General features: G+C 68.6%; 14 protein-coding genes. 6 read left to right on the top strand and 8 right to left on the bottom strand.

What is annotated here, in order from left to right:
* The first annotated feature begins 31 nt into the window (after positions 1-31).
* From DFR72_RS47570 to DFR72_RS28120, 3 genes are read left to right on the top strand one after another with little or no spacing between them, the layout of a single operon-like run.
* Positions 32-2314 (top strand): helix-turn-helix domain-containing protein, encoded by a 2283-nt coding sequence (locus tag DFR72_RS47570; protein WP_090068500.1) that lies wholly within the window; start codon positions 32-34, stop codon positions 2312-2314.
* Between the two features lie 32 nt (positions 2315-2346).
* Positions 2347-3495: an exonuclease domain-containing protein gene (locus DFR72_RS28125; RefSeq protein ID WP_090068502.1), complete on the top strand. Its 1149-nt coding sequence runs from the start codon at positions 2347-2349 to the stop codon at positions 3493-3495.
* Positions 3492-3998 (top strand): hypothetical protein, encoded by a 507-nt coding sequence (locus DFR72_RS28120; RefSeq protein WP_090068503.1) that lies wholly within the window; start codon positions 3492-3494, stop codon positions 3996-3998. The genes DFR72_RS28125 and DFR72_RS28120 overlap by 4 nt, the downstream gene beginning before the upstream one ends.
* On the opposite strand, the gene DFR72_RS28115 is transcribed toward DFR72_RS28120, so the two are convergent.
* The 8 genes from DFR72_RS28115 to DFR72_RS28075 all read right to left on the bottom strand — a co-directional run bounded on the left by DFR72_RS28115 (position 3995) and on the right by DFR72_RS28075 (position 15442).
* Entirely contained in the window at positions 3995-7768 is a 3774-nt protein-coding gene (locus DFR72_RS28115) for an SbcC/MukB-like Walker B domain-containing protein (RefSeq protein ID WP_090068505.1), read from the bottom strand. The two genes, DFR72_RS28120 and DFR72_RS28115, sit on opposite strands and share 4 nt — an antisense overlap.
* Positions 7761-8834, bottom strand: a complete 1074-nt coding sequence (locus DFR72_RS28110) for a TIGR02678 family protein (RefSeq protein WP_090068507.1) — start codon at positions 8832-8834, stop codon at positions 7761-7763. Before DFR72_RS28110 ends, DFR72_RS28115 begins: the two co-directional genes overlap by 8 nt.
* Complete coding sequence (locus DFR72_RS28105) at positions 8831-10231, bottom strand: TIGR02677 family protein (RefSeq protein ID WP_245983578.1); 1401 nt, start codon at positions 10229-10231, stop codon at positions 8831-8833. The genes DFR72_RS28110 and DFR72_RS28105 overlap by 4 nt, the downstream gene beginning before the upstream one ends.
* Positions 10232-10488: 257 nt before the next feature.
* On the bottom strand, positions 10489-12378 hold the full coding sequence (locus DFR72_RS28100) for a DUF2075 domain-containing protein (RefSeq protein WP_245983577.1): 1890 nt from the start codon (positions 12376-12378) through the stop codon (positions 10489-10491).
* Between the two features lie 571 nt (positions 12379-12949).
* Positions 12950-13396 (bottom strand): DUF6346 domain-containing protein, encoded by a 447-nt coding sequence (locus DFR72_RS28090; protein WP_090068511.1) that lies wholly within the window; start codon positions 13394-13396, stop codon positions 12950-12952.
* A complete protein-coding gene (locus tag DFR72_RS28085; protein ID WP_090068513.1) occupies positions 13393-14691 on the bottom strand; it encodes a WXG100 family type VII secretion target in 1299 nt (432 codons plus the stop codon). Before DFR72_RS28085 ends, DFR72_RS28090 begins: the two co-directional genes overlap by 4 nt.
* The gene (locus DFR72_RS28080; RefSeq protein WP_090068515.1) at positions 14688-14993 is read right to left on the bottom strand and encodes a hypothetical protein; all 306 of its coding nucleotides are present in this window, start codon (positions 14991-14993) and stop codon (positions 14688-14690) included. The genes DFR72_RS28085 and DFR72_RS28080 overlap by 4 nt, the downstream gene beginning before the upstream one ends.
* A complete protein-coding gene (locus DFR72_RS28075; RefSeq protein ID WP_170176420.1) occupies positions 14990-15442 on the bottom strand; it encodes a YbaB/EbfC family nucleoid-associated protein in 453 nt (150 codons plus the stop codon). The genes DFR72_RS28080 and DFR72_RS28075 overlap by 4 nt, the downstream gene beginning before the upstream one ends.
* Before the next feature lie 56 nt (positions 15443-15498).
* On the opposite strand from DFR72_RS28075, the gene DFR72_RS28070 reads away from it, so the two are divergent.
* The 3 genes from DFR72_RS28070 to DFR72_RS28060 all read left to right on the top strand — a co-directional run bounded on the left by DFR72_RS28070 (position 15499) and on the right by DFR72_RS28060 (position 18181).
* Entirely contained in the window at positions 15499-16050 is a 552-nt protein-coding gene (locus tag DFR72_RS28070; protein ID WP_090068519.1) for a hypothetical protein, read from the top strand.
* A gap of 63 nt (positions 16051-16113) precedes the next feature.
* On the top strand, positions 16114-16746 hold the full coding sequence (locus DFR72_RS28065; RefSeq protein ID WP_090068521.1) for a hypothetical protein: 633 nt from the start codon (positions 16114-16116) through the stop codon (positions 16744-16746).
* 184 nt (positions 16747-16930) lie between these two features.
* Complete coding sequence (locus tag DFR72_RS28060) at positions 16931-18181, top strand: purine-cytosine permease family protein (RefSeq protein WP_245983576.1); 1251 nt, start codon at positions 16931-16933, stop codon at positions 18179-18181.
* The last annotated feature ends 1 nt before the right edge of the window (position 18182 follow it).

Here is an 18182-nt window from a genome sequence, read left to right as displayed (position 1 = left end):
CTTGCCGGCGGGAATCACCTAGCCTGACGGCATGGGGTGGCCGTTCGTGGGCAGGGACGCCGAACTCAGCGCGGTCCGGCGCGCGGTGCGAGGCGCGGGGCTGATCGTTGCGGGCCCCGCCGGCGTGGGCAAGACACGGCTGTTGGACGAAGTCGAGTGCGACGTCCGGCTGCGCGCCACGGCGGCGATGTCGGAGATTCCACTCGGTGTGATGGCGCCCTTCTTGCCGTCGGTGGAGGTCTCGCCGTTGGCGATGCTGACCGCCGCACGGACGGTGCTGCGCGATCGGGTCGTGGTGGTCGATGACGTTCACCTGCTCGACGATGCGTCGGCGGGCCTGCTGCACCAGCTCGTACAACATCGGGAAGCCGTCGTGGTGGCGACGTTGCGTTCGGGCGAACGCGCGCCGGAACCGGTGGTGGCGCTCTGGAAGGACGAACTGCTGCCGCGCATCGAGCTCGAGCCGCTCGGACGTGCGGCGGTGGTCGAGGTGCTGGAGACCGTGCTCGGCGGCGTGCTGGACAGCACGACGGCCGATCGGCTGTGGACTGCGTCCGCCGGAAACATGTTGCTGCTGCGAGAGATGCACTTCGCCGCGCAGTGGGTGTCGCACGGCGGTGTGTGGTCGTTGGACGGACCGCTGCCGTTGTCGCCGCGGCTGGTGGAGCTGATCGAGGCACACCTCGCCGCCGTGCCAGCCGAGGAACGCCGGGTGCTGGAACTCCTCGCGTTCGGCGAGCCACTGGACCTGGCCGCGTCGGAGTCGTTGGACGGCCTCGTGACCGTGACCGACGACGGACTGAGGCTCGCGCATCCGTTGTACGGCGAGGTGTTGCGCGCGCAGTGCCCTCCTCTGCGCAAGCGCAACCATCAGCGGTACCTGGCTTCCGTGCTCGACGATCCGTTGCGAGTAGCGGTGTTGCGCCTGGACAGCGGTACGGCGGACGATCCCGAACTGCTCCTGCGGGCCGCGAATCTCGCCAGTGCGACAGGTGGTGTCGTTCTGGCAGAACGGCTCGCACGGGCCGCCTGGTCCGTCGGTGGTGGTGTCGAAGCCGCACGACAGTTGGCCTTCATCCTGCTGTTCACGGATCGCGCGGAGGAAGCTGAGGAGGTCTTCGCGTCGGTCGCGACCGACGACGACCCGATCGAGGTCCGCACCATGCGCGCGATAAACCTCGGATGGGGACTCGGGCGCACCGAGGAAGCCGCGGAAATGATCATCATGCCGACGGGCAGGGCCGTGTTCCTGTTCTTCGACGGCAAATACGACGACTCTCGTGCGCTGCTCTCGCCCGCGGATCCGGGTGAGGCGGCGATCCTCGCGATGATCGACGTGGTGCAGGGCCGCTACACAGGTTCGTTCCCGGTGGTCCCGCCGAACCCGGACGTGGGGCCGGGCGCCGAGATGAACGCGTTCTCCGAGGTGTTCGTGTACTCCATGCACGGTGAACTGGCCCGTGCGGAACGTCTTGCCCTGCAAGCGCATCGCGAGAAGGCCGAGTGGGACTCCATGCGGTCGATCTGGGCCGTGTCGTGCGCCGGCCTGGCACGAGCTGGTGGCCGGCTGCTCGAAGCACGGCGCTTGCTGCGAGAGGCACGGCCCACACAGCCGTTCGTGCGGCTCTGCGAACTCGCCCACGTGGAGGCGTTGCTGGGCAACGACGCGCGTGCGCTGCTCGCTGAAGCGGAAGCGTTGGCGCCGCCGGGAATGCGCCCGTACGGCACCGGGCTCTGGCAGGCGCGGATCTGGGCGGGCGGGACGTCGCCGTTCGAGGCGGCCGAGAGCGCCAGGACGCACACCGAGTTCGCCGCCGAGGCGATCTTGCTGCACGAGGCGGTGCGGCTCGGGCACGCCTCCGCCGCCCTGGAACGGCTGCGGGAACTCGCCGCCACGACGACCGGGCTGCTGGTCCCGGTGTACGCAGCGCACGCGGAAGCGTTGGTGCGCAAAGACTCCGCAGCACTGGAAGAGGTGGCCGCGCGGTTCGAGAAGGCCGGGTACCTGCTGTTCGCGGCGGAAGCCGCCGCCGAGTCGGGCAACCGCGCGCTGGCCGGACGGCTGGTCGCCCTGTGCGAGGGCGCGCGAACGCCAGCGCTGGCTCGGATGACGTTGGTGCCGCTCACCAAGCGGGAGCGCGAGGTCGCCGTGCTGGCCGCACGCGGGCTCACGAACAAGGAGATCGCCGCCTCGCTGGTGATTTCCGCGCGGACCGTCGACAACCACCTGTCCAGCACGTACGCGAAGCTCGGGATCGCGACCCGCGGCGAACTCGCGTTGCTCCTAACGGATGACCTCGGCGCCGGGGGATAACGCTCGGCGCGGATCCGGACGACAGGCCCGGCATGAGCAACGGGTACGCGGTCGTCGACGTCGAGACCACCGGGCTTTCACCTGGTCAGCACCACCGGGTGATCGAGGTCGCCGTCGTGCACCTCGACGCGTCCGGCCACCGGACCGACGAGTGGTGCACGCTGGTCAACCCGCGCCGCGACCTCGGCGCCCAGCGCGTGCACGGCATCAGCGCCGCGGACGCCCGTCGCGCGCCCGAGTTCGCCGGTGTGGCCGGTGAGCTCGCCGCGAGGTTGTCGGGACGGGTGCTCGTCGCGCACAACCTGTCGTTCGACCTGCGGTTCCTGCAAGCGGAGTTCGCGCGGCTCGGCCACGAACTCTCCGTCCCGGCCGGCCTGTGCACGATGAACCTCGCGAGCCGGTACCTCGGCGCGTCGTCACGGTCGCTCGCCGCGTGCTGTGAGGTCGCCGGCGTGCCGATGGGCACCGCGCACTCCGCGCTGCACGACGCGCGGGCGTCCGCCGGGCTGCTGGCACGATGCCTGGACCGGATCGGGCACGCGGAGCCGGTGCAGTTGACGGTGCCACGGACCGTGAACGCGTTCGCCGTGCAACGCAGCCACGCGCACGGAGCCGAAGAGCACTTCCTGTCCAAGCTCGTGCGGCTGTTGCCCCGCGTGGAGACGGCGTCGGGCGACGAGTACCTCGACGTGCTCGACCGCGCGCTGGTCGACCGGCACCTGTCGCACGACGAGCAGGAAGAGCTGCTCGAAGTGGCCCGTGCGCTCGACCTGGGCCTGCCTCAGGTGATGGAGCTGCACCGCGGCTACCTCGCCGCCCTCGCCGACGCCGCCTGGGAGGACGGCCGGGTGACCGCGGACGAGGAGGCCGACCTGCGGCTGGTCGCGTCGTTGCTCGGCGTGGAGGTCGCCGGTGCGCTGCGCAGGCCGGTCCGGCTCTCGCCGGGTGATCCTGTCGTGTTCACCGGTGAGATGCGCGAGGGCCGTGACGTGTGGGAGAGCCGGGCGCAGTCCGCCGGGCTCACGGTGAAGGCGGGCGTGACGAAGAAGACGGCGGTGGTGATCGCGGCGGACCCGGACTCGATGTCGGGCAAGGCGGACAAGGCGCGTTCGTACGGGATTCCGATCGTGTCCGAGGACCTGTTCGCCGGGTTGCTCGGGCAGCTGGCCGGGTCGGCATGACCGCGGTGGACCGGGTGGCCGAGCTCATCCAGGAACGCAACCGCATCGATGCCGAGCTGTCGTCGTGCATCGGGAGGCCGGCGTTGACCGGGCACCTCGGCGAGTGGATCGCCGCTCAGGTCTTCGGCATCGAGCTGGAGACGTCCAAGGGCGTCAACGGCAGGTTCCGCGGCGGCCGGACGGTGGACGTGAAGTGGTACCCGAAGCGGGAAGGGCTGCTGGACCTGAAAGAGGAGGGGCCTGACCTCTACCTGGTGCTGGCCGGGCCCAAGTCGGCCGCGGCCAGCTCCCGCGGCACGACCAGACCGCTGGTCATCGACGCCATGTACCTGTTCGACGCCGCGGCCATCGTGGCCGACCTACGCGCGCGCGGACGCAGAATCGGCACCGCGTCCAGCGTGCGCACGGAACTGTGGGAGGCCGCGGAGATCTATCCGCGGCGCCACCCGTTGTTCTTCCTCAGCGACGAGCAGCGCGAAATGCTGGCGTCGTTCGGAAGCTAGTCATCGGCCGTGAGACTGTGCCCGTCCCACGTGAAGCGCACGGTCGTGACGGCGTCGTCCCCGTCCGTGCCGGTCGTGAGCTGGTGGATGGCGATGCCGGTCAGCTCCCGGTAGTCGCACCACTCGTGGTCCGACGTGAGCACCAGGTCGAGGTCGAAGTTGACCAGCAGTTCCAGCAGCTGCCCGCGGTTGGTGGCGTCGACGCCGACGAAGACCTCGTCCAGCAGGATCAGGCGGGGTGCGGTCGGGGTGGCGTGGTAGTGCGCGGCCGCCGCCGCGAACAGCGGGAGGTGCAGCACGATGGCCTTCTCGCCGCCGGACAACGCGCCGTGCACGCGTTTGGTGACCGGCACCCAGCCTTCGCCTCGGTCCACCTTCACGACGAACTGGTGCCACGTCGTGTAGTCGAGCACCTGGGCTAGTTGTTGTTCCCAGCCCGTGGCGGAGTCGTGCGCGCGTGCTTCCTCCACGCGCTCGCGGAAGAACTGGTGCAGCGACGCGCGTTCGTCGTCGTTCAGGTCTGAGCGCAGCAGGAGGTCGCGGGCTTCTCTGGTGCCCGGCGGCAGCTGCGGATCGACCTGCCAGTCGAGTTGCACGCGGATACCGGAAGCGGTCTGGACGCGCTCCAGGCGCTGGTTCATCGTGTCGACGAGCTCGGAGGCGCCCTGGATGCGCTGGGCGATGTGCCTGCGGGTGTCGCCGGTCAAGGTCTGGTCGAAGAGGTCGCGTTCGCCGTCCGTGATGTGCGTGCGCACGCGGTCACGTTCGGCCTGCAGAGTTTGAAGCAGCGCGTGCGCGCCCATGCGCGCGCCGTCCAGCGTCGCGGTCAGCACGGTGACGTCGTCGTCGGGGTCGAGCGACAGGTCGATGCGTCCGGCCAGCTGGTGCTGTGCCTGGTGCACGGCGGCACCGAGACGGGACTCGGAGTCGCGGATCAGGCGCGGGTCCACCGGTTCGTCGGGCACCTCACCGGCGTCGGCGGGCAGGTGGCCGCTGGTCAGGTGCCGGTAGCGCGCTTCGGCCGCCTCGTGCACGACGGTGGCTTCCGCGGCGCGTGCGGTGTCGATCTTGCGCTTCTCCTCCAACGTGCCGAGTGTGCGCGCTAGGCCCGTCTGCTTGTCCTGCAGCAGTTCGCGTTCCTCAGCGAGGGCGAGGGCTTTGGCGCGCAACGTGATGAGCTGCTGGTCCAGGGCCTGGAACTCGGAGCCCGCGGCGCGTTCGACGGTCTCCAGCGTGATGGCGAGGTCGGCGGCCTCCTGCTGACGGGCTGCCGTCGTCTCCTCGGCCTCGTCGGCCAGCGCGCTGCTCGTCGAGGCACGGCTGCCGGCCTCGACCGACAGCGCCTCGGTGGTGAACGCGTCGTGGCGGTCGTCCAGCCAGCGGTGGGCCGCGGTGGCGAACGCGGCCAGCGCGTCCGCGTCCGGGACGTCGGTGGTGGCGGGGTGCTGGGCGACGACGGCCTCGGCGTCCGCCACCCGCTGGGCCGCGGCCGCGACGGCGTCCTTCCTCGCCGCGCACCGCAGCTGCGCCTTCGTCCGCTGCTCCTCGGCGATCTCGATCGGGTCGTTCGAGGGTTGCCTGGCCATCTCACCGGCGAGCGTCGCGCGGCGCACGGCGATCTGGTTCAGCGCGGCGTCCACACCGGACAGATCGGTGGCGAGCTGCTCGATCAGGCCGGTCAGCTCGGCGATCCGGCCCGCGCGGGCCCGTTTGCGCGCGTCCGCACCGATGTAGGTGGGGAAGTCCTTGGTCCAGCGGCCGTGCGCGTTGGCCAGGCGCCACGTCCCGTCCGCGCCGATCGCGACGGCGTGACCCGTGGCCGTGTCGCCGAACGCGACGCCCTCCAGGAACCGGCGGCAGCGCTCGTCGTCGGTGACGAGCACCTCCAGCAGCGTGTAGCCGGGAGCGGGAGGTGCCAGCGACGGTTCGGCGAAGCGGTCCCGGTCGGTCGTGCCGAACGAGTTGTCCGGCGTGATCCACGCGTCGAGCAGGCCCGAGGCCTCCAGGGCTGCCTCGACCGCGCCACGCACGGGCAGCGGCGTGCCAGGACGGAAGTCGACCAGACGCCACAGAGGGGCGCCCGCGGCGTGAGAGCGGTACTCGTCGTCACGCGTGTACGGCGCGGGCGGCGGTACATCGACCTGATTGGCGAGCTTCTCGCGGATGGAGTTGTACTGCGAGAGCTGACCGTTCAACGCCGTGCGCGTCTCCTCCAGACGCGCCTCGATGCGGCTGAACTCCTCGCGAGCGCGTGCGGCGGCCTCGACGACCTCGCCGTGCTCGGAGACGTTCAGCTCGGAACAGCCGTGCGCCCACGTGTCGAAGTCCGCCCGGAACTTCGCAAACGCTTGCTCGAACGTCCTCTGCGCCGCGGCTTCCGCCTCCGTGGCGAGGTCCAGCTCGTCACGCGTCTCCTCGAGCCGTTGGCGTGCGGCATTCCGTGCGTCGACGGCTTTCTCGTGCGCGGCGATGGCACGACTGATCGAGTTGATCTCGGTGGACCGGGACTCGACGGCGGCGGTGAGCAGCTGGCGGCCCGACCGCGCGTCGGCGTGCGTCTCGATCTCCTCGAACACCGACGGCATGCCCGCGTGCTCGGCGGCTTCCCGTGCGATCACCGCGGAGCGTCGAAGCTCATCGGCGCGTGCGGCCGCATCGGACTTGGCCTGCTCCGCCCGTTCCTCGTCGGCAACGGCACGCGCGCGGAGCTTCACGGCGTGCGCGGTGGCCTCCGCGGCACGCTGGTTCGCCGCGGAAAGCTGCTGCCGCAACAGGTCGAGCTGCTTGCCCTCCTGGTACGCGGGCAGGTCGGAGATGCCGGAGATCTCCGCGTCGACCGCGCTCGCCTCGCGTCCCAGTGCCGCGAGCTGCTCGAACGCCTCGTCGGTCAGCGTGATCTGCCGCTGGTAGCGGTGTTCGCTCATCCGCGCGGCCCGCGTCAGGTCCTCGAGCTGCTCGGTCGCCGACTCCAGCGTCCGTGCGGCCACCCCGAGAACGCGCTGGGCGTAGACGCGCTGCACGTCCGCGAGCCGTTCGGCGGTGGAGATCTCCTCGTCGAGCCGTCGCAGTTCCTCGCGCTGGCGGTCGAGCCGTTCGAACCCCTCGGCGATCTCGGTCAGATCGGACTGGTCCAGCGGCGGAAGTGCCTTGGACAGCAACGAGGACAGCACGCTCGGGTCGAGCCGCTCGGACAGCTTCGGCGTGCGCAGCTGCAGCAGCGCGGTGATCAGCGAGTCGTACCGTTGCTCGCTCACGCCGGGGAACAACGTCGTCCGCACCGTGTGGCGGTAATCGGCCGGTGAGGCGTGTACGACGCCATGATCGCCGATCGCGGTGATGAGATCGGTCTTGGTCAACGGGCGCCCGGCCTCGTTCACCAGCGCCAGGTCACCGATCCTGAGCGACGTCGTGAAGTACGTGGCGGTGACGTTCGTCGTGTTCGTGGTGGCCTGAAGCCGCGCACCGCACGTGAACCACTGCTCGCCGTGCTGGAACTCCAGCCACACGTACCCGACGCGCGTGCTGCCCTGGTTGCCCTCGCCCATGAGGTTCCAGTGCATCGTGCGGTCCGCGCTGCCGAACGTCGACAGGCGGTGCGGACGCAGGTTCGCGTCGAACAGGTACGGCAGCAGCAGCTCGAGCGCCTTCGACTTGCCCGTGCCGTTGGGGCCTCTGAGCAGCAGTCTGCCCTGGTAGAACGAGAAGATCTCGTCGTAGTAGCGCCAGACGTTGATGATGCCGGCGCGGCTCGGTTGCCACCGGTCAGTCATTGAGCTCCTCGACCGCGTACCTGGCTGCGGCGGGCAGCCTGTGAACGGTGCCGTTGTCCGTGCGCGCGAGCCCGAACGCCGCCAGCAGTTCGAGCGCGTCCGCCGCGAGCCTGCCCGCGCCACCGTCCGACTGGTAGGCCTTCGCCCACGTGCGGAACTTCGTGAGCAGCTCGCGTACTTCCTCGACCAGGTCCTCCGTCGTGGCAGGGCCCTGTGCCAACCGGTCGAGCAACAACAACGCGGCGACCTTCGCGTGGTTGTCGTCGTCCGGGAACCTCGTGTCCGTGGCGATCGCGTCGGCGTCGACCACGAGATAGCCCTCGGCGCGTTCCTCCAGCGTGCACCCGGCGAGCCGGATGCCCGTCTGGACGACCTTGCGCCCGGCGGGGGACGTCAGGAACCCGAGCTGGCTCGCGTTCAGATCTTCCCTGTACAGCACGGGATCGTCGATGAGCCTGCGCATCACGGAGTGCCGTTGCCACAGGCTGCGGTGCGCGGTGTCGTAGCGGGTCTCGCGGGTCAGGCCGGCGATCGTGTCCACTGTGGAGGGCGGCACCGGTGCGGCCAGCAGGCGGGTGATGAGCGTCGGGTCCGCGCGGACGTGCTCGCCGCTCTCGACGGCACCCTGGTCCTCGAGGAACGTCAGGACGTCGTTGAACGCGTTGCGGTCGCTGCGCCTGGCCGGGTCGAACTGGATGCCGTCCTCGGCGGCGGCGTGCTTCGTGCGGGTGGTCAGCTCGTCGAGCGTGCTCACCGGCGCCGCCAGCAGTTCCGCGCACACCAGGCACAGCAGCGTGTACCGCCGCCGGTCGAACGCCGGCCGCGTGCGGTCGGGCCGTTGCGTCACCTTGAACAGGCGCGCGTAGCCGGCGCGCGGCTCGACGACCACCCGCCAGCCGCAGTAGTAGTCGAACCACTTCGTGATCGGCTCGCGGCGCCGTCTGATGAGGTCGAAGCCGTCGTGGTCCTGCGTCGCGGTCAGCAACGGACGCGCGAGCAGCAGACGAACGCCACGCGCCACCTCTTCGCTCTCCAGCCGTGCGAGCTGGTTCCCCGTGCGGCTCATCGGCTCTGCACGTCGATCACGTAGTCGGGCCCGCTCAGCGTGCCCTTCTGGGTGGTCATGGTCGCCCAGCCGCGCGCGTTGCGCAGGTTGATCTGCATCCGCCCGTCGCTGGTGCCGGCCGTGCGCGTGCCGGTGCTGTCCGGATCGCTGCCCAGCGCCCTGCCGACCAGGTCGATGAGCCGGTGGAACGTGTCGTGGTCGAGGTTGGTGAGCGTGGAGATCCGGATCGCGCCGTCGGTCTGGATCTGCGACCACGCGTACTCGAGCTCGGCGCGTTCCTTCTCCGCCTGCTCACGGCGGTTGCGGCGCACCTCGTCGACGTTGCGGACCTTGCCGGTGGCACCGATGTGCTCCTGCTTCCCGGTCGCGCGCAGCTGCGGCGACACGGGCACCGGCGGCGTGTTGTGCCACGCCTCGCCGCTCGGCAGCAGCTCACCGTCAGCGTGCGCGAGGTGCGCGTGCCGCGCCGGCCACAACCCGAACGCGGCGTTGAACAGCTCGTGCGCATCGTCCTCGGTCTCGGTCCGCGCGAACCACCGCGCGAGCGCCCTGAAGTCGGCCGCGGTGTTCGTGGGCTTCTTGCGCTGCTCGCTGATCCGGTCGAGCACCCGCAGCAACTGCACGATCGCCTTGCGCGACACGTCCTGCAGCTCCTCGACGCGCGGCGGGTTGTCGCAGAACCAGGTGCGGAGGCTGCTCCACTGCTCTTTCCTCTGCTGCAGCCACTGGTCCGGGACGAGCCCGGCACCGTTGCGCGCGCGTTCGTGCAGCTCGGCGGCGTCGATGGCGCTGACGGCCTCGCGGATCTTCTGCTTGCGCGCGTCCAGCTCCGCGATGAAGTCCCGCAGGTACGTCACCGTCGTGCGCTTGACGTCCTGGAACGTGGCCAGGTCGGCCTGGTCGTCCCTCAGGAGCCTTTGCAGGTCCGCGTTGAACCGCGTAGTGCCGGTCTTGAACGCTTCGAGATGGCCTTCGAGCTGCGTGAGCGTGGTGAACGCCTGACGATCGTCCAGCGGCTTGCGCAGTTCGTCGAGGTGGTCCGCGATGGCGTCGAGCACGACGGTCTGCAGCGCGCCGTCGGTCGTGAGCGTGTGGACGGCGTGCCGGACGCCGGCGTACGCGGCCTCGCCGGGTTTCGTCAGCCCGTACCGGTGCTGCGACGCGTCGAGCAGGCCCCATCCACGCAGAGCAGTCAGGGACGCGGTGAGCTCCTCGTCCGTCACCTGCTCGGACCAGCCGACGCTCCGCAGCCGTTGCTGCACGTCATCGGCGGTGAGGACGGTCTGCAGGCACTCGTTCGCCACCCCGAACACGCGCATCACTGCGGTGTGCAGCTCCGCCTGGTCGGTCGTGGTGAAGCGGAACAGGTCCGCGGGCACCGGTGGAAACGTCGTCACCTGTGCCACCGTAGCTTGTCGCAGTAGGGCTTTCGGGTGACAGGGTGGGAGGCCATCAGGGCTCCAGATCGCTCAGGAGGTCGTCCGGCACGAGTTCTTCCTCGATGCGACGGCCCGTATGACTCATCGCTTGTGCCAGGGGCGGGATCCCAGCGTGCTTCGACTGGCGTCCCTGTGAGCGGACGGCCCACATCATGTGGTGAGCAGGTCGACATCCAGTCTCTGACACTTTTGGCCAAACGCTACGAGCCGCCGATTCAGCCTGTCATCGATCGCAGGTGATCCTGAGTCTCCTGGTCCTCGGAGTAGACACAAACACCGCGCATGCCCCTGGTGAGCAGCACCTTGTACGTGTTGCGGACCAGCCGGTTGAAGTGGAGCTCGTCGGCCTTCTTCACGGCGGGATCGTGCGAGTACTTCCGACGCGACTCCCAGTGGTCCTCGCGCCAGACGAAGTCGTTCCCGAAGATCACGCCGGCCCAGTCGTACTCGAAGCCCTGAGCGGTGTAGATGCAGCCGACCTGGCCGAACCCGCGTTCGTCACTGGCCCAGAAGTGTGCCGCGGGCGCATCTGGAACGCGCTTCTCCGGCTTGACGTTCCACGGCCGGTGCCAGTCGCCGATCTGGACGTCCGGCACAAGAACCTTCGTGCCGTCCTTCGTAACCGGATCGCTCCACTTCCAGCAGTACCCGGCCGCGATGCGAGCGGTGCCGCCCTTCTTCTCCTGCTGATCGAGCAGCCACGATTCCATCTCCCGTGGAGACTCGGCGCTGCGCACGACGAACTCGTCGTCGGTCCGTGTGACCAGCTTGGACCACGGGGTGGGCTTCCCCTTGATGCCCAGCAGCTTGGCAACCCACGCGTCGAAGAACTCCGACCCGCCGCAGCGGAACTGCCCGCCGAGCTCAACCACCTCGACCTCGCAGCCCACGGCCTTCGCAGCGGCCTCGATCTCCACCCGCGATCCCATCTCGCCGGGGCGCACCGTCTGGTTCTCGTCGAGCAGGAAGACCGGCACCCAGGCGGCGTCGATCAGTTCCTCGATCTGTCTGCGAGCCCTCTCCCTGGCCTCCCGCCTGGAGTAGCGGTTGAGGCTGGTCTCCCGGATGCGGTGCGCCTCGTCGCAGATCAGCACGTGGAGTCCGCGTTGCTCGGCTTCGATGAAGTTGTTGAAGTACTTGAACATCTTCTGAACCCGCGGATTGCGGCGACCCGCGTGCTTGCGCATGGTGTTGGTGAACGAGCTGGAACCCGTCGCGTGGAAGACCTCCCTGCCCTGCCGTGCAAGTTCGCCGAGCAGGCTCAGCGCGATAATGCTCTTGCCGGAGCCAGGTCCCCCGAGCACGATCACCACGGTCTGGGTGCGCGACGCACGGGCCTTTTCCACTGCCATCGTGACCAGGCGGTAAGCGACCCGCTGCTGGTCCAGGAGCACGAACTGTTCGCGTTCCTGGATCTCCTTGGCCGCTGCGGCGAGCAGCGGCTTCGACGGGGCGTGCCGCATGCCGAGGAACTCGTCGGCGGCCTGTCGAGCGCCATCGCGCGTGGCCGAGTCGCTGTCGAGCAGCGCGCGGAGCCGGTCGACCAGCCTGCTCTTGCTGTCGAGGGTGTAGAGCTCCCCGAACTCGTCGACCGCGTACTGCGAGATCCGCCAGACTCCGGCTTCGCGGGCGTTGTGCAGATATGCCAGGCCGTGCACGGAATCCGGCTGTTCGGCGAGCGCCGGCGTCGAGTCCACGAGGTACTCGCAGTACTGCCGAACCTGCACGACCGGATGCAGGACTGGCTGCGTGTAGTGCTCGATCTGGACCAAATCTTCGCCGTAGGGTTCGGCCTTCGACCACTGCTTGAGCTCGACCAGCACGTAGGACGGCCTACCGTGCTTGGGGTTCTGGCCGCACACCACCACGTCCACGCGCATCGGGCTGTGCGGCAGCTTGTGCTCCAGCAGCACCTCGACGTGGCCGAGACCGGCGTCGACGAGGTCGGTGAGGAAGGCGGGCAGGCTGTTGCGCCAGGACCGCACCTCGCCGTTGCCGACACCTGCCTCGAACTGGATCCGCGCCTTGTCCGCCAGCATGGTGTGCAGCCTGTCGGCCAAGGCGTCGGCGAGCAGCGACTCGGCGCTCTGACGGACGAGAGCCACAGATTTCCCCCCATTTGGGCACGCGAGATCCACGTGCGGGTGGGGGCAGCGACGAGGTGCCGTGTCCGGTCACGCTCGGTGCCCGTCGGGCCGCAGTCAGCAGATTACCGGCAAACGATCAGATCCGTGGAGAGTCGCCACTCGCGTTCCCGGTGCAGAATTCCACTCCCGAGACTGCTATCGCAGCACGTGCAGTCGCACAGGCTCGGCCAGAACGACCGCCGCTCCCTCACAGTTTGCCAACCGTGCTGCGACGGTGGCCTTAGCGAGCCGTACAGGTAGTGCGGCAGCAAACTTCAAACCTTTGACTGCGCGGGGGTCGACGTCCGGCAGAGCCAGTGCTCCCGTGTCGGCCGGGGTCAGCAGCGAGGAGTCGCTGGTGAACCCTCTGCTGCACACCGTAGGTGCCGGTGACGATCGCGCTGCAACTCCAGCGGGTGCCCAGGAGGAACCAGTTGCGCTCGCACTGGCTTGGGCGACCGCGGCGCCTCGGGGCCGTGGTTCTCCCAGAAGAGCAGGAGGAACGCGGCACCGTATGGGCAGAGGGCGAGCCAGCGGTGGTGATGTCCTTTCACACCAACGGCTTCTTGTCGCGGAACATGCGGAACGTGACGAACAGCGCGACTACCGGAATGCCCATGAGGGACAGCATGTACGCGACCTTGTTCGGGTCTCTGCGTTCGGCGAGTGCCCACTCCTCGCTTGACTGGGAGGACCGTCCGGAACGTACGCGGTTGTTCGTCATCGGCACGCGGTTGCCCATGTCGGCTGGCGTGAGCGAGGAGTTCTTGTTGCTGTACGGGTACTGCTTGCCATCGTCAGCGACGATGGTGGCGTTGCAATGCCAGAGGGCGCCAAAGGCCCACCAGTTGCGTGCGCACGAGATTCTCTCCGCGTAGCCCTTCGGATCGCCGCCCGAGCCGGCTTCGCCGTCGAAGAACAACGTGCCTGCGTGGGCGGTGTAAAGGGCGACGATCCAGAGGACGGCCGCGATGGCGATCCGCTTCGGTTTGGTCACGAGCCTTCCTTGGAGTCTTTGTGGCCGCCGCCTTCAGCCTTGTTCAGCTCTTTCGACAGCTCCTTCGCCGGATGGACGAGGTCGCCCCAGTTCGGCATCAGGTGGCTGATGTCCCTGCTGGACACCGCGCGCACCCAGTTCTGGCCGTCTAGCAGGCCCTTGCTCATCGGCGCGTCCACCCGGTCGGCCGCACGGCCGAGGCCGGACTGGGGGTCGCCCATGTTCTCCTTGCGCGTGGTCAGAGAGGGCTGGTTCATCCTCTCGTAGAAGTCCTTGACCGCCTGCTTGCGGGCCGGGCCGTTCTCCTTCACGCGGGCTGCCCAGTCGTCGACCTTCTGGGTGGTTCGCTGGGCGATGTCGTCGACCTTGTTCATCGCGTTGTCGACACCGTCTTGGATGCGCCTGCTCGCGTTGCCGAGGCCGTCGCCGACGTTGTCGAGGGAGTCGGCCCTGGACACCCTCGTCGCCGAGTCGGAGGCGAGTTCTGCCGCCTGCTGGTTGCCGTAGCGGCTGTTCGGCATCTGCCTGCTCAGGGCCGCGAGGTCATCGGCTTGCTTGCGCATCGCGCCAGCGGCCTTCTTCGCCAGCGAGCCGAGCTTGTCCAACGCCTTGAACAACTTGGCGACGAACCGGGCGATCTTGGTGCCGATCTCGACCGCCTTGGTGACGGCTCGGGTGATGAAGGCTGCGATGGAGGCGCCCGCGGTCGGGATCGCCGACGCAGCGGCCGGAATGCCCCACATCAGCAGGGTGCCTGCCAGGTCGGCCAGCAGATCGCGGATCAGCGCCCTGGTCGCGGCCACCACCGCGCCGGCCACCTTGATCTTGTTCGCGGCGGACGAGGCGGCTGCTGAGGACCCGCGGAGTTGCGCCACCAGTTTGGTGCAACGGGTGCCATAGGCATCAGCCGCATCGCCCGTCCACTCGGCGAGCGTCTTGGCATGGGACTCGTAGGCGTTGGCCTCGTCGCTCAGGCGTTTGGCGATGTTCTCCCACGTGGTGCCGATCGCTTCGATGGCAGGTGGATCACCCATGAGCTTGTCGAACGGTTCCCGGATGAAACCGACGTTCTCGATGATCCAGCCCACGACCGACGAGGCCAGCGTGCCCAACGGGTCGGTGAGGAAGCCCGCGACGTCCAGTGCCAGCGCGGCACCGTCGATGCCCAGCGCGACCGGGTCGATGGTCTTGCCCTCGGCGAAGGGCGTGACCAGGTCCTCGGCGGTGTCGAACATGCCTGCGCCGGCGAGCCGCTTCTTGTCGTCTTCCTTCTGCGCGACCAAGGGGTTGCTCATCGGTCCACCCCCTGCATGGCGGTGCGGTTGCCCTCTTCAGCCTGCTGGTAGGTATCGGCCGTCGAGGACAGCTCGTCTCCGGTTGCCTCGAAGGCCTTGGGGAGGGCGGCGAGAAGGGCCTTGGCGTCGTCGAGTTCCTCGTTGAAGATCCACGACCACGCTTGGCAGAGTTCCCCCATCACGTTCGGACCAAGGCTCATCTGGGAGGCGGACACTGCTTGCTGCAGGGAGGGCGAGACCTGGCCGATGAGCATCTTGCCGTGAGCCGAGACGGTCTCGGCCTGGGTCTGGAAGCCGGTCATCGCAGCACCGAGCTTCCGCCGAAGTCGTCGTCATCGCCCTGGGGTGGCGTGGGACGGCCCGGCGCGGGCTTCGGTTTCTCCACAGTGCCAGCCGGGTCGATCACGGCGATGCCCCGCTCGACCTGTTCGCGCAGGAAGGCCATGCCCTCGCCGTCGCCGAGGATCGGGCGCATCGTGTCCTCGATCTTGCGGGCGGCCTCGACCTGGGCGCGGCGGATGGTGTCCATGATCGTGCGGCCCAGGGCGGTGTGGCCGAGGTCGTCGGCGCGCGGGGTGAGCTGAAGTGACTCGATTCGGCCGCCAGAACCCACGGTGACGATGACCGAGCCGTCAGGGCTCTGTGCCTCGGTGCGGGATTCGCGGAACGCCGTCTGAATGGCGTTCGCTTGTTCCTGGGCCTGGTGCAGGCGCTGTTCGAAGTTCGCGAGGAACGCGTGCGGATCGGTCACGATCGAATGATCGCATTCGTGCGAACTCTGCGCGCACGGTTCGGCACAATGCGTGCATGGTGAAGCCGCTCATCACTCGGGAGATGCGGGAACGCGCTCGCCGCGCGCCCAACAGCTGGTTGCACGTGACCGATCCAGGCCACGACGGCGCCTCCGCCGAGGCTGTGATCGGGCGTTATCTCGTGGACGCGCGCGGAGAGATCACTGATCAGTACGTGCCGAACCCTCGGTATCGGGCGCGTGAAATCACTTTCGAGAACGACCTCGAGTCGTTGATGTACCTCGTGCACCGCGGGTATGCGGACAAGGCGGAACTGGTCTACGCGGTGCTGGCGGCCGAGCTCGTGCTGCCCGCCGATCCCGCTCGCGAACCGAGAAAACATCTCGTCATGCGCGAAGACGTTGTGGACGTCTTTGCTTCGGAGCAGGCGCGGCCGCATGACTGGCCGCCGCATTGGCAACGCTTTCGTGGAGTGGAGCTCGCTGTGGTCGTGGGCGCGTTGGGGCGGCCGGTCACGTTCCTGCTGACCGGACAGGGCAGGGTGCAGTTCGAGGTACCGGGCGATCTGCTCGTCGACGGGCTGCGCGAAGTGATCACGATGGGGTGATCCGCGTGGTGGCGCCGAGCCACGAACGGACCCCGTTGCGCCGATCGGCCTAATCTCGCCGCCATGCGGACGAGGCTGACCCCCATGCAACAGGCGGTGGTGGATGCCGGGCGCCCGTTGCCGCAGCTCACCGATCCGCTGGAGGTCGAGCTCCAGGTCAGTGCGTTCGTGGGGCCGTTCGCGGACAACGAGGAGCTGTGGGAGGTCGTCGTCCGGCACCTGGAGGAGGTGCCGAGCCGGCGCAGTGCGGCGTTGCTGACGGCGCTGGGACACCTGTTGCCCGGGCAGTCCGGGGTGTGGGCTTTGGAGGCCGCGCGTCGTCAGGCTGAACCGAGGTGGGATCTGGGAGCGCTCACGTTCGGGGAGTGCTGGATCGGTGACCGATCGATCGACGCGGGATATCTGGCACTGCTGTGCAGCTATTCGTACGGCGACTCGCCTCACGCCATGGTCTTCATGATCGATGAAATCAGTGGCAGCCTCACGCGGCACGCGTTTCTGACGCGGCAGGTGGAGGAGGCGCTGGCTCGGCTGCGGGACGAGATGCGGCTGGAGCTGATCACGCCGGTGGCTGCTCATTGGCTGCTCAGCCGCAGTTACGACCGGTTCGAGCGGCGGCCTGGGCTCGGCGTGAGCATGGACGTGCACCAGACCCGGTTGGTCGCGCGAAGGCGAATCGCACTCGCGATGAATTAGGTGCCTGTGCGAATCGCAACGTGATGATTCATCCGACTGTGCACAGTGTCTGTAGCTCGATCGTGGGTCGGCTATTACTGTCCGGGTTGTCGATCACAGGGCGGAGGGATGGGTCGTGGCCGCTCTTGCCGGGAGTGATGACCAGGCCCTCAGTCGTGTCCCTGACCAGGCGCGGCACCCGTGGTTGTCAGTCGCGACCCAGCGCTTCGGGCAGACGACCGCGCTGAGCCAGTTGCTGCTGGGCGCGACGCTCGGCTTCGGCATGACGTTCTGGGACGCGTTCCTCGCGCTCACGATCGGGGCCGTGCTGCTCAACGCCGTGGCGATCACGGTCGGGGTCATCGGGCAGCGGGAGGGGCTCTCGACGGCGATCCTGAGCCGGTGGACCGGGTTCGGGCACGCCGGCTCGGCCATGCTCGGGTTGATCATCGCCCTGTCGTGCACCGGGTGGTTCGGGGTGCAGACGGGGCTGGCCGGGGCGATGCTCGCGGGGGTCGCGGGGGTGTTGCCGGCGCCGGTGTGGTCGTTGCTCTTCGGGATCGTCATCACGGTCATCGCGGCTTATGGCGTGCGGTGGATGGCGTGGACGTCGTACGTGGCGGTGCCCGCGTTCCTGTTGTTGCTCCTCTACCTCGTGCTGAGCAACGTCAACGATGTCGGCGCCACGTTCAACAGTCCGCCGCCGGGGTCGTCGATCGGGATGTTGACGGCGATCACGCTGGTCACGGGCAGTTTCATCGTCGGGGCGGTGATCTCGCCGGACCTGACGCGCTTCCACCGCGACGAGCGGGACGTCGTCAAGCAGACGGTTCTGGGGATCACGGCCGGTGAGTGGGTCATCGGCCTGGCCGGGGTGGTTCTCGCGCACGGGCTCGGCACCACGGACGTCGTGGGTGTGATCAGTGCGTCCGGCGGGTGGATCGGCGCGCTGATCGTGATCACGGCGGTGCTGAAGATCAACGACTGGTACCTCCGCTCGGCCTCGCTCGGGCTCGTGAACTTCTTCGACGCCGTGTTCGCGCTCCGGATCAGCCGGACGCAGGTGACCGTCATCGTCGGGTGCGCGGGCAGTGTTCTCGCGGCCGCGGGCATCGCGCACCAGTTCAGCCACTTCCTGGCGCTGCTGGGCGTGGTGTTCCCGCCCGTCACCGGGATCATGGTCGCCGAGTACTTCGTAGTGCGGCGGTGGCGCAACGAGATCATCTCGACGCGGCCGCACGTGCCTCGTTCGGCGCCCTCATGGGTGCCCGCGACGGTGCTCATCTGGCCCGCTTCGACTGTGCTGGGCGAAGTGCTGCCGTTCGGACAGGCCAGTGTGAACTCACTCGTGCTCGCGTTCGCGCTGTACGTCTGCGCCGGGCGGCTGGACCTGCTGCGCATGAGGACGCGCCGGGCCACCAACCGTAAGGTGGTCGAGGAAGCGTCGGCCGCCTGAG

It is taken from the genome of Lentzea flaviverrucosa, from assembly GCF_003350445.1.
Classification (GTDB): domain Bacteria; phylum Actinomycetota; class Actinomycetes; order Mycobacteriales; family Pseudonocardiaceae; genus Lentzea; species Lentzea californiensis.
The sequence above is the reverse complement of the archived record's forward strand: the minus strand, read 5'-3'. Positions and strand labels throughout refer to the sequence as shown.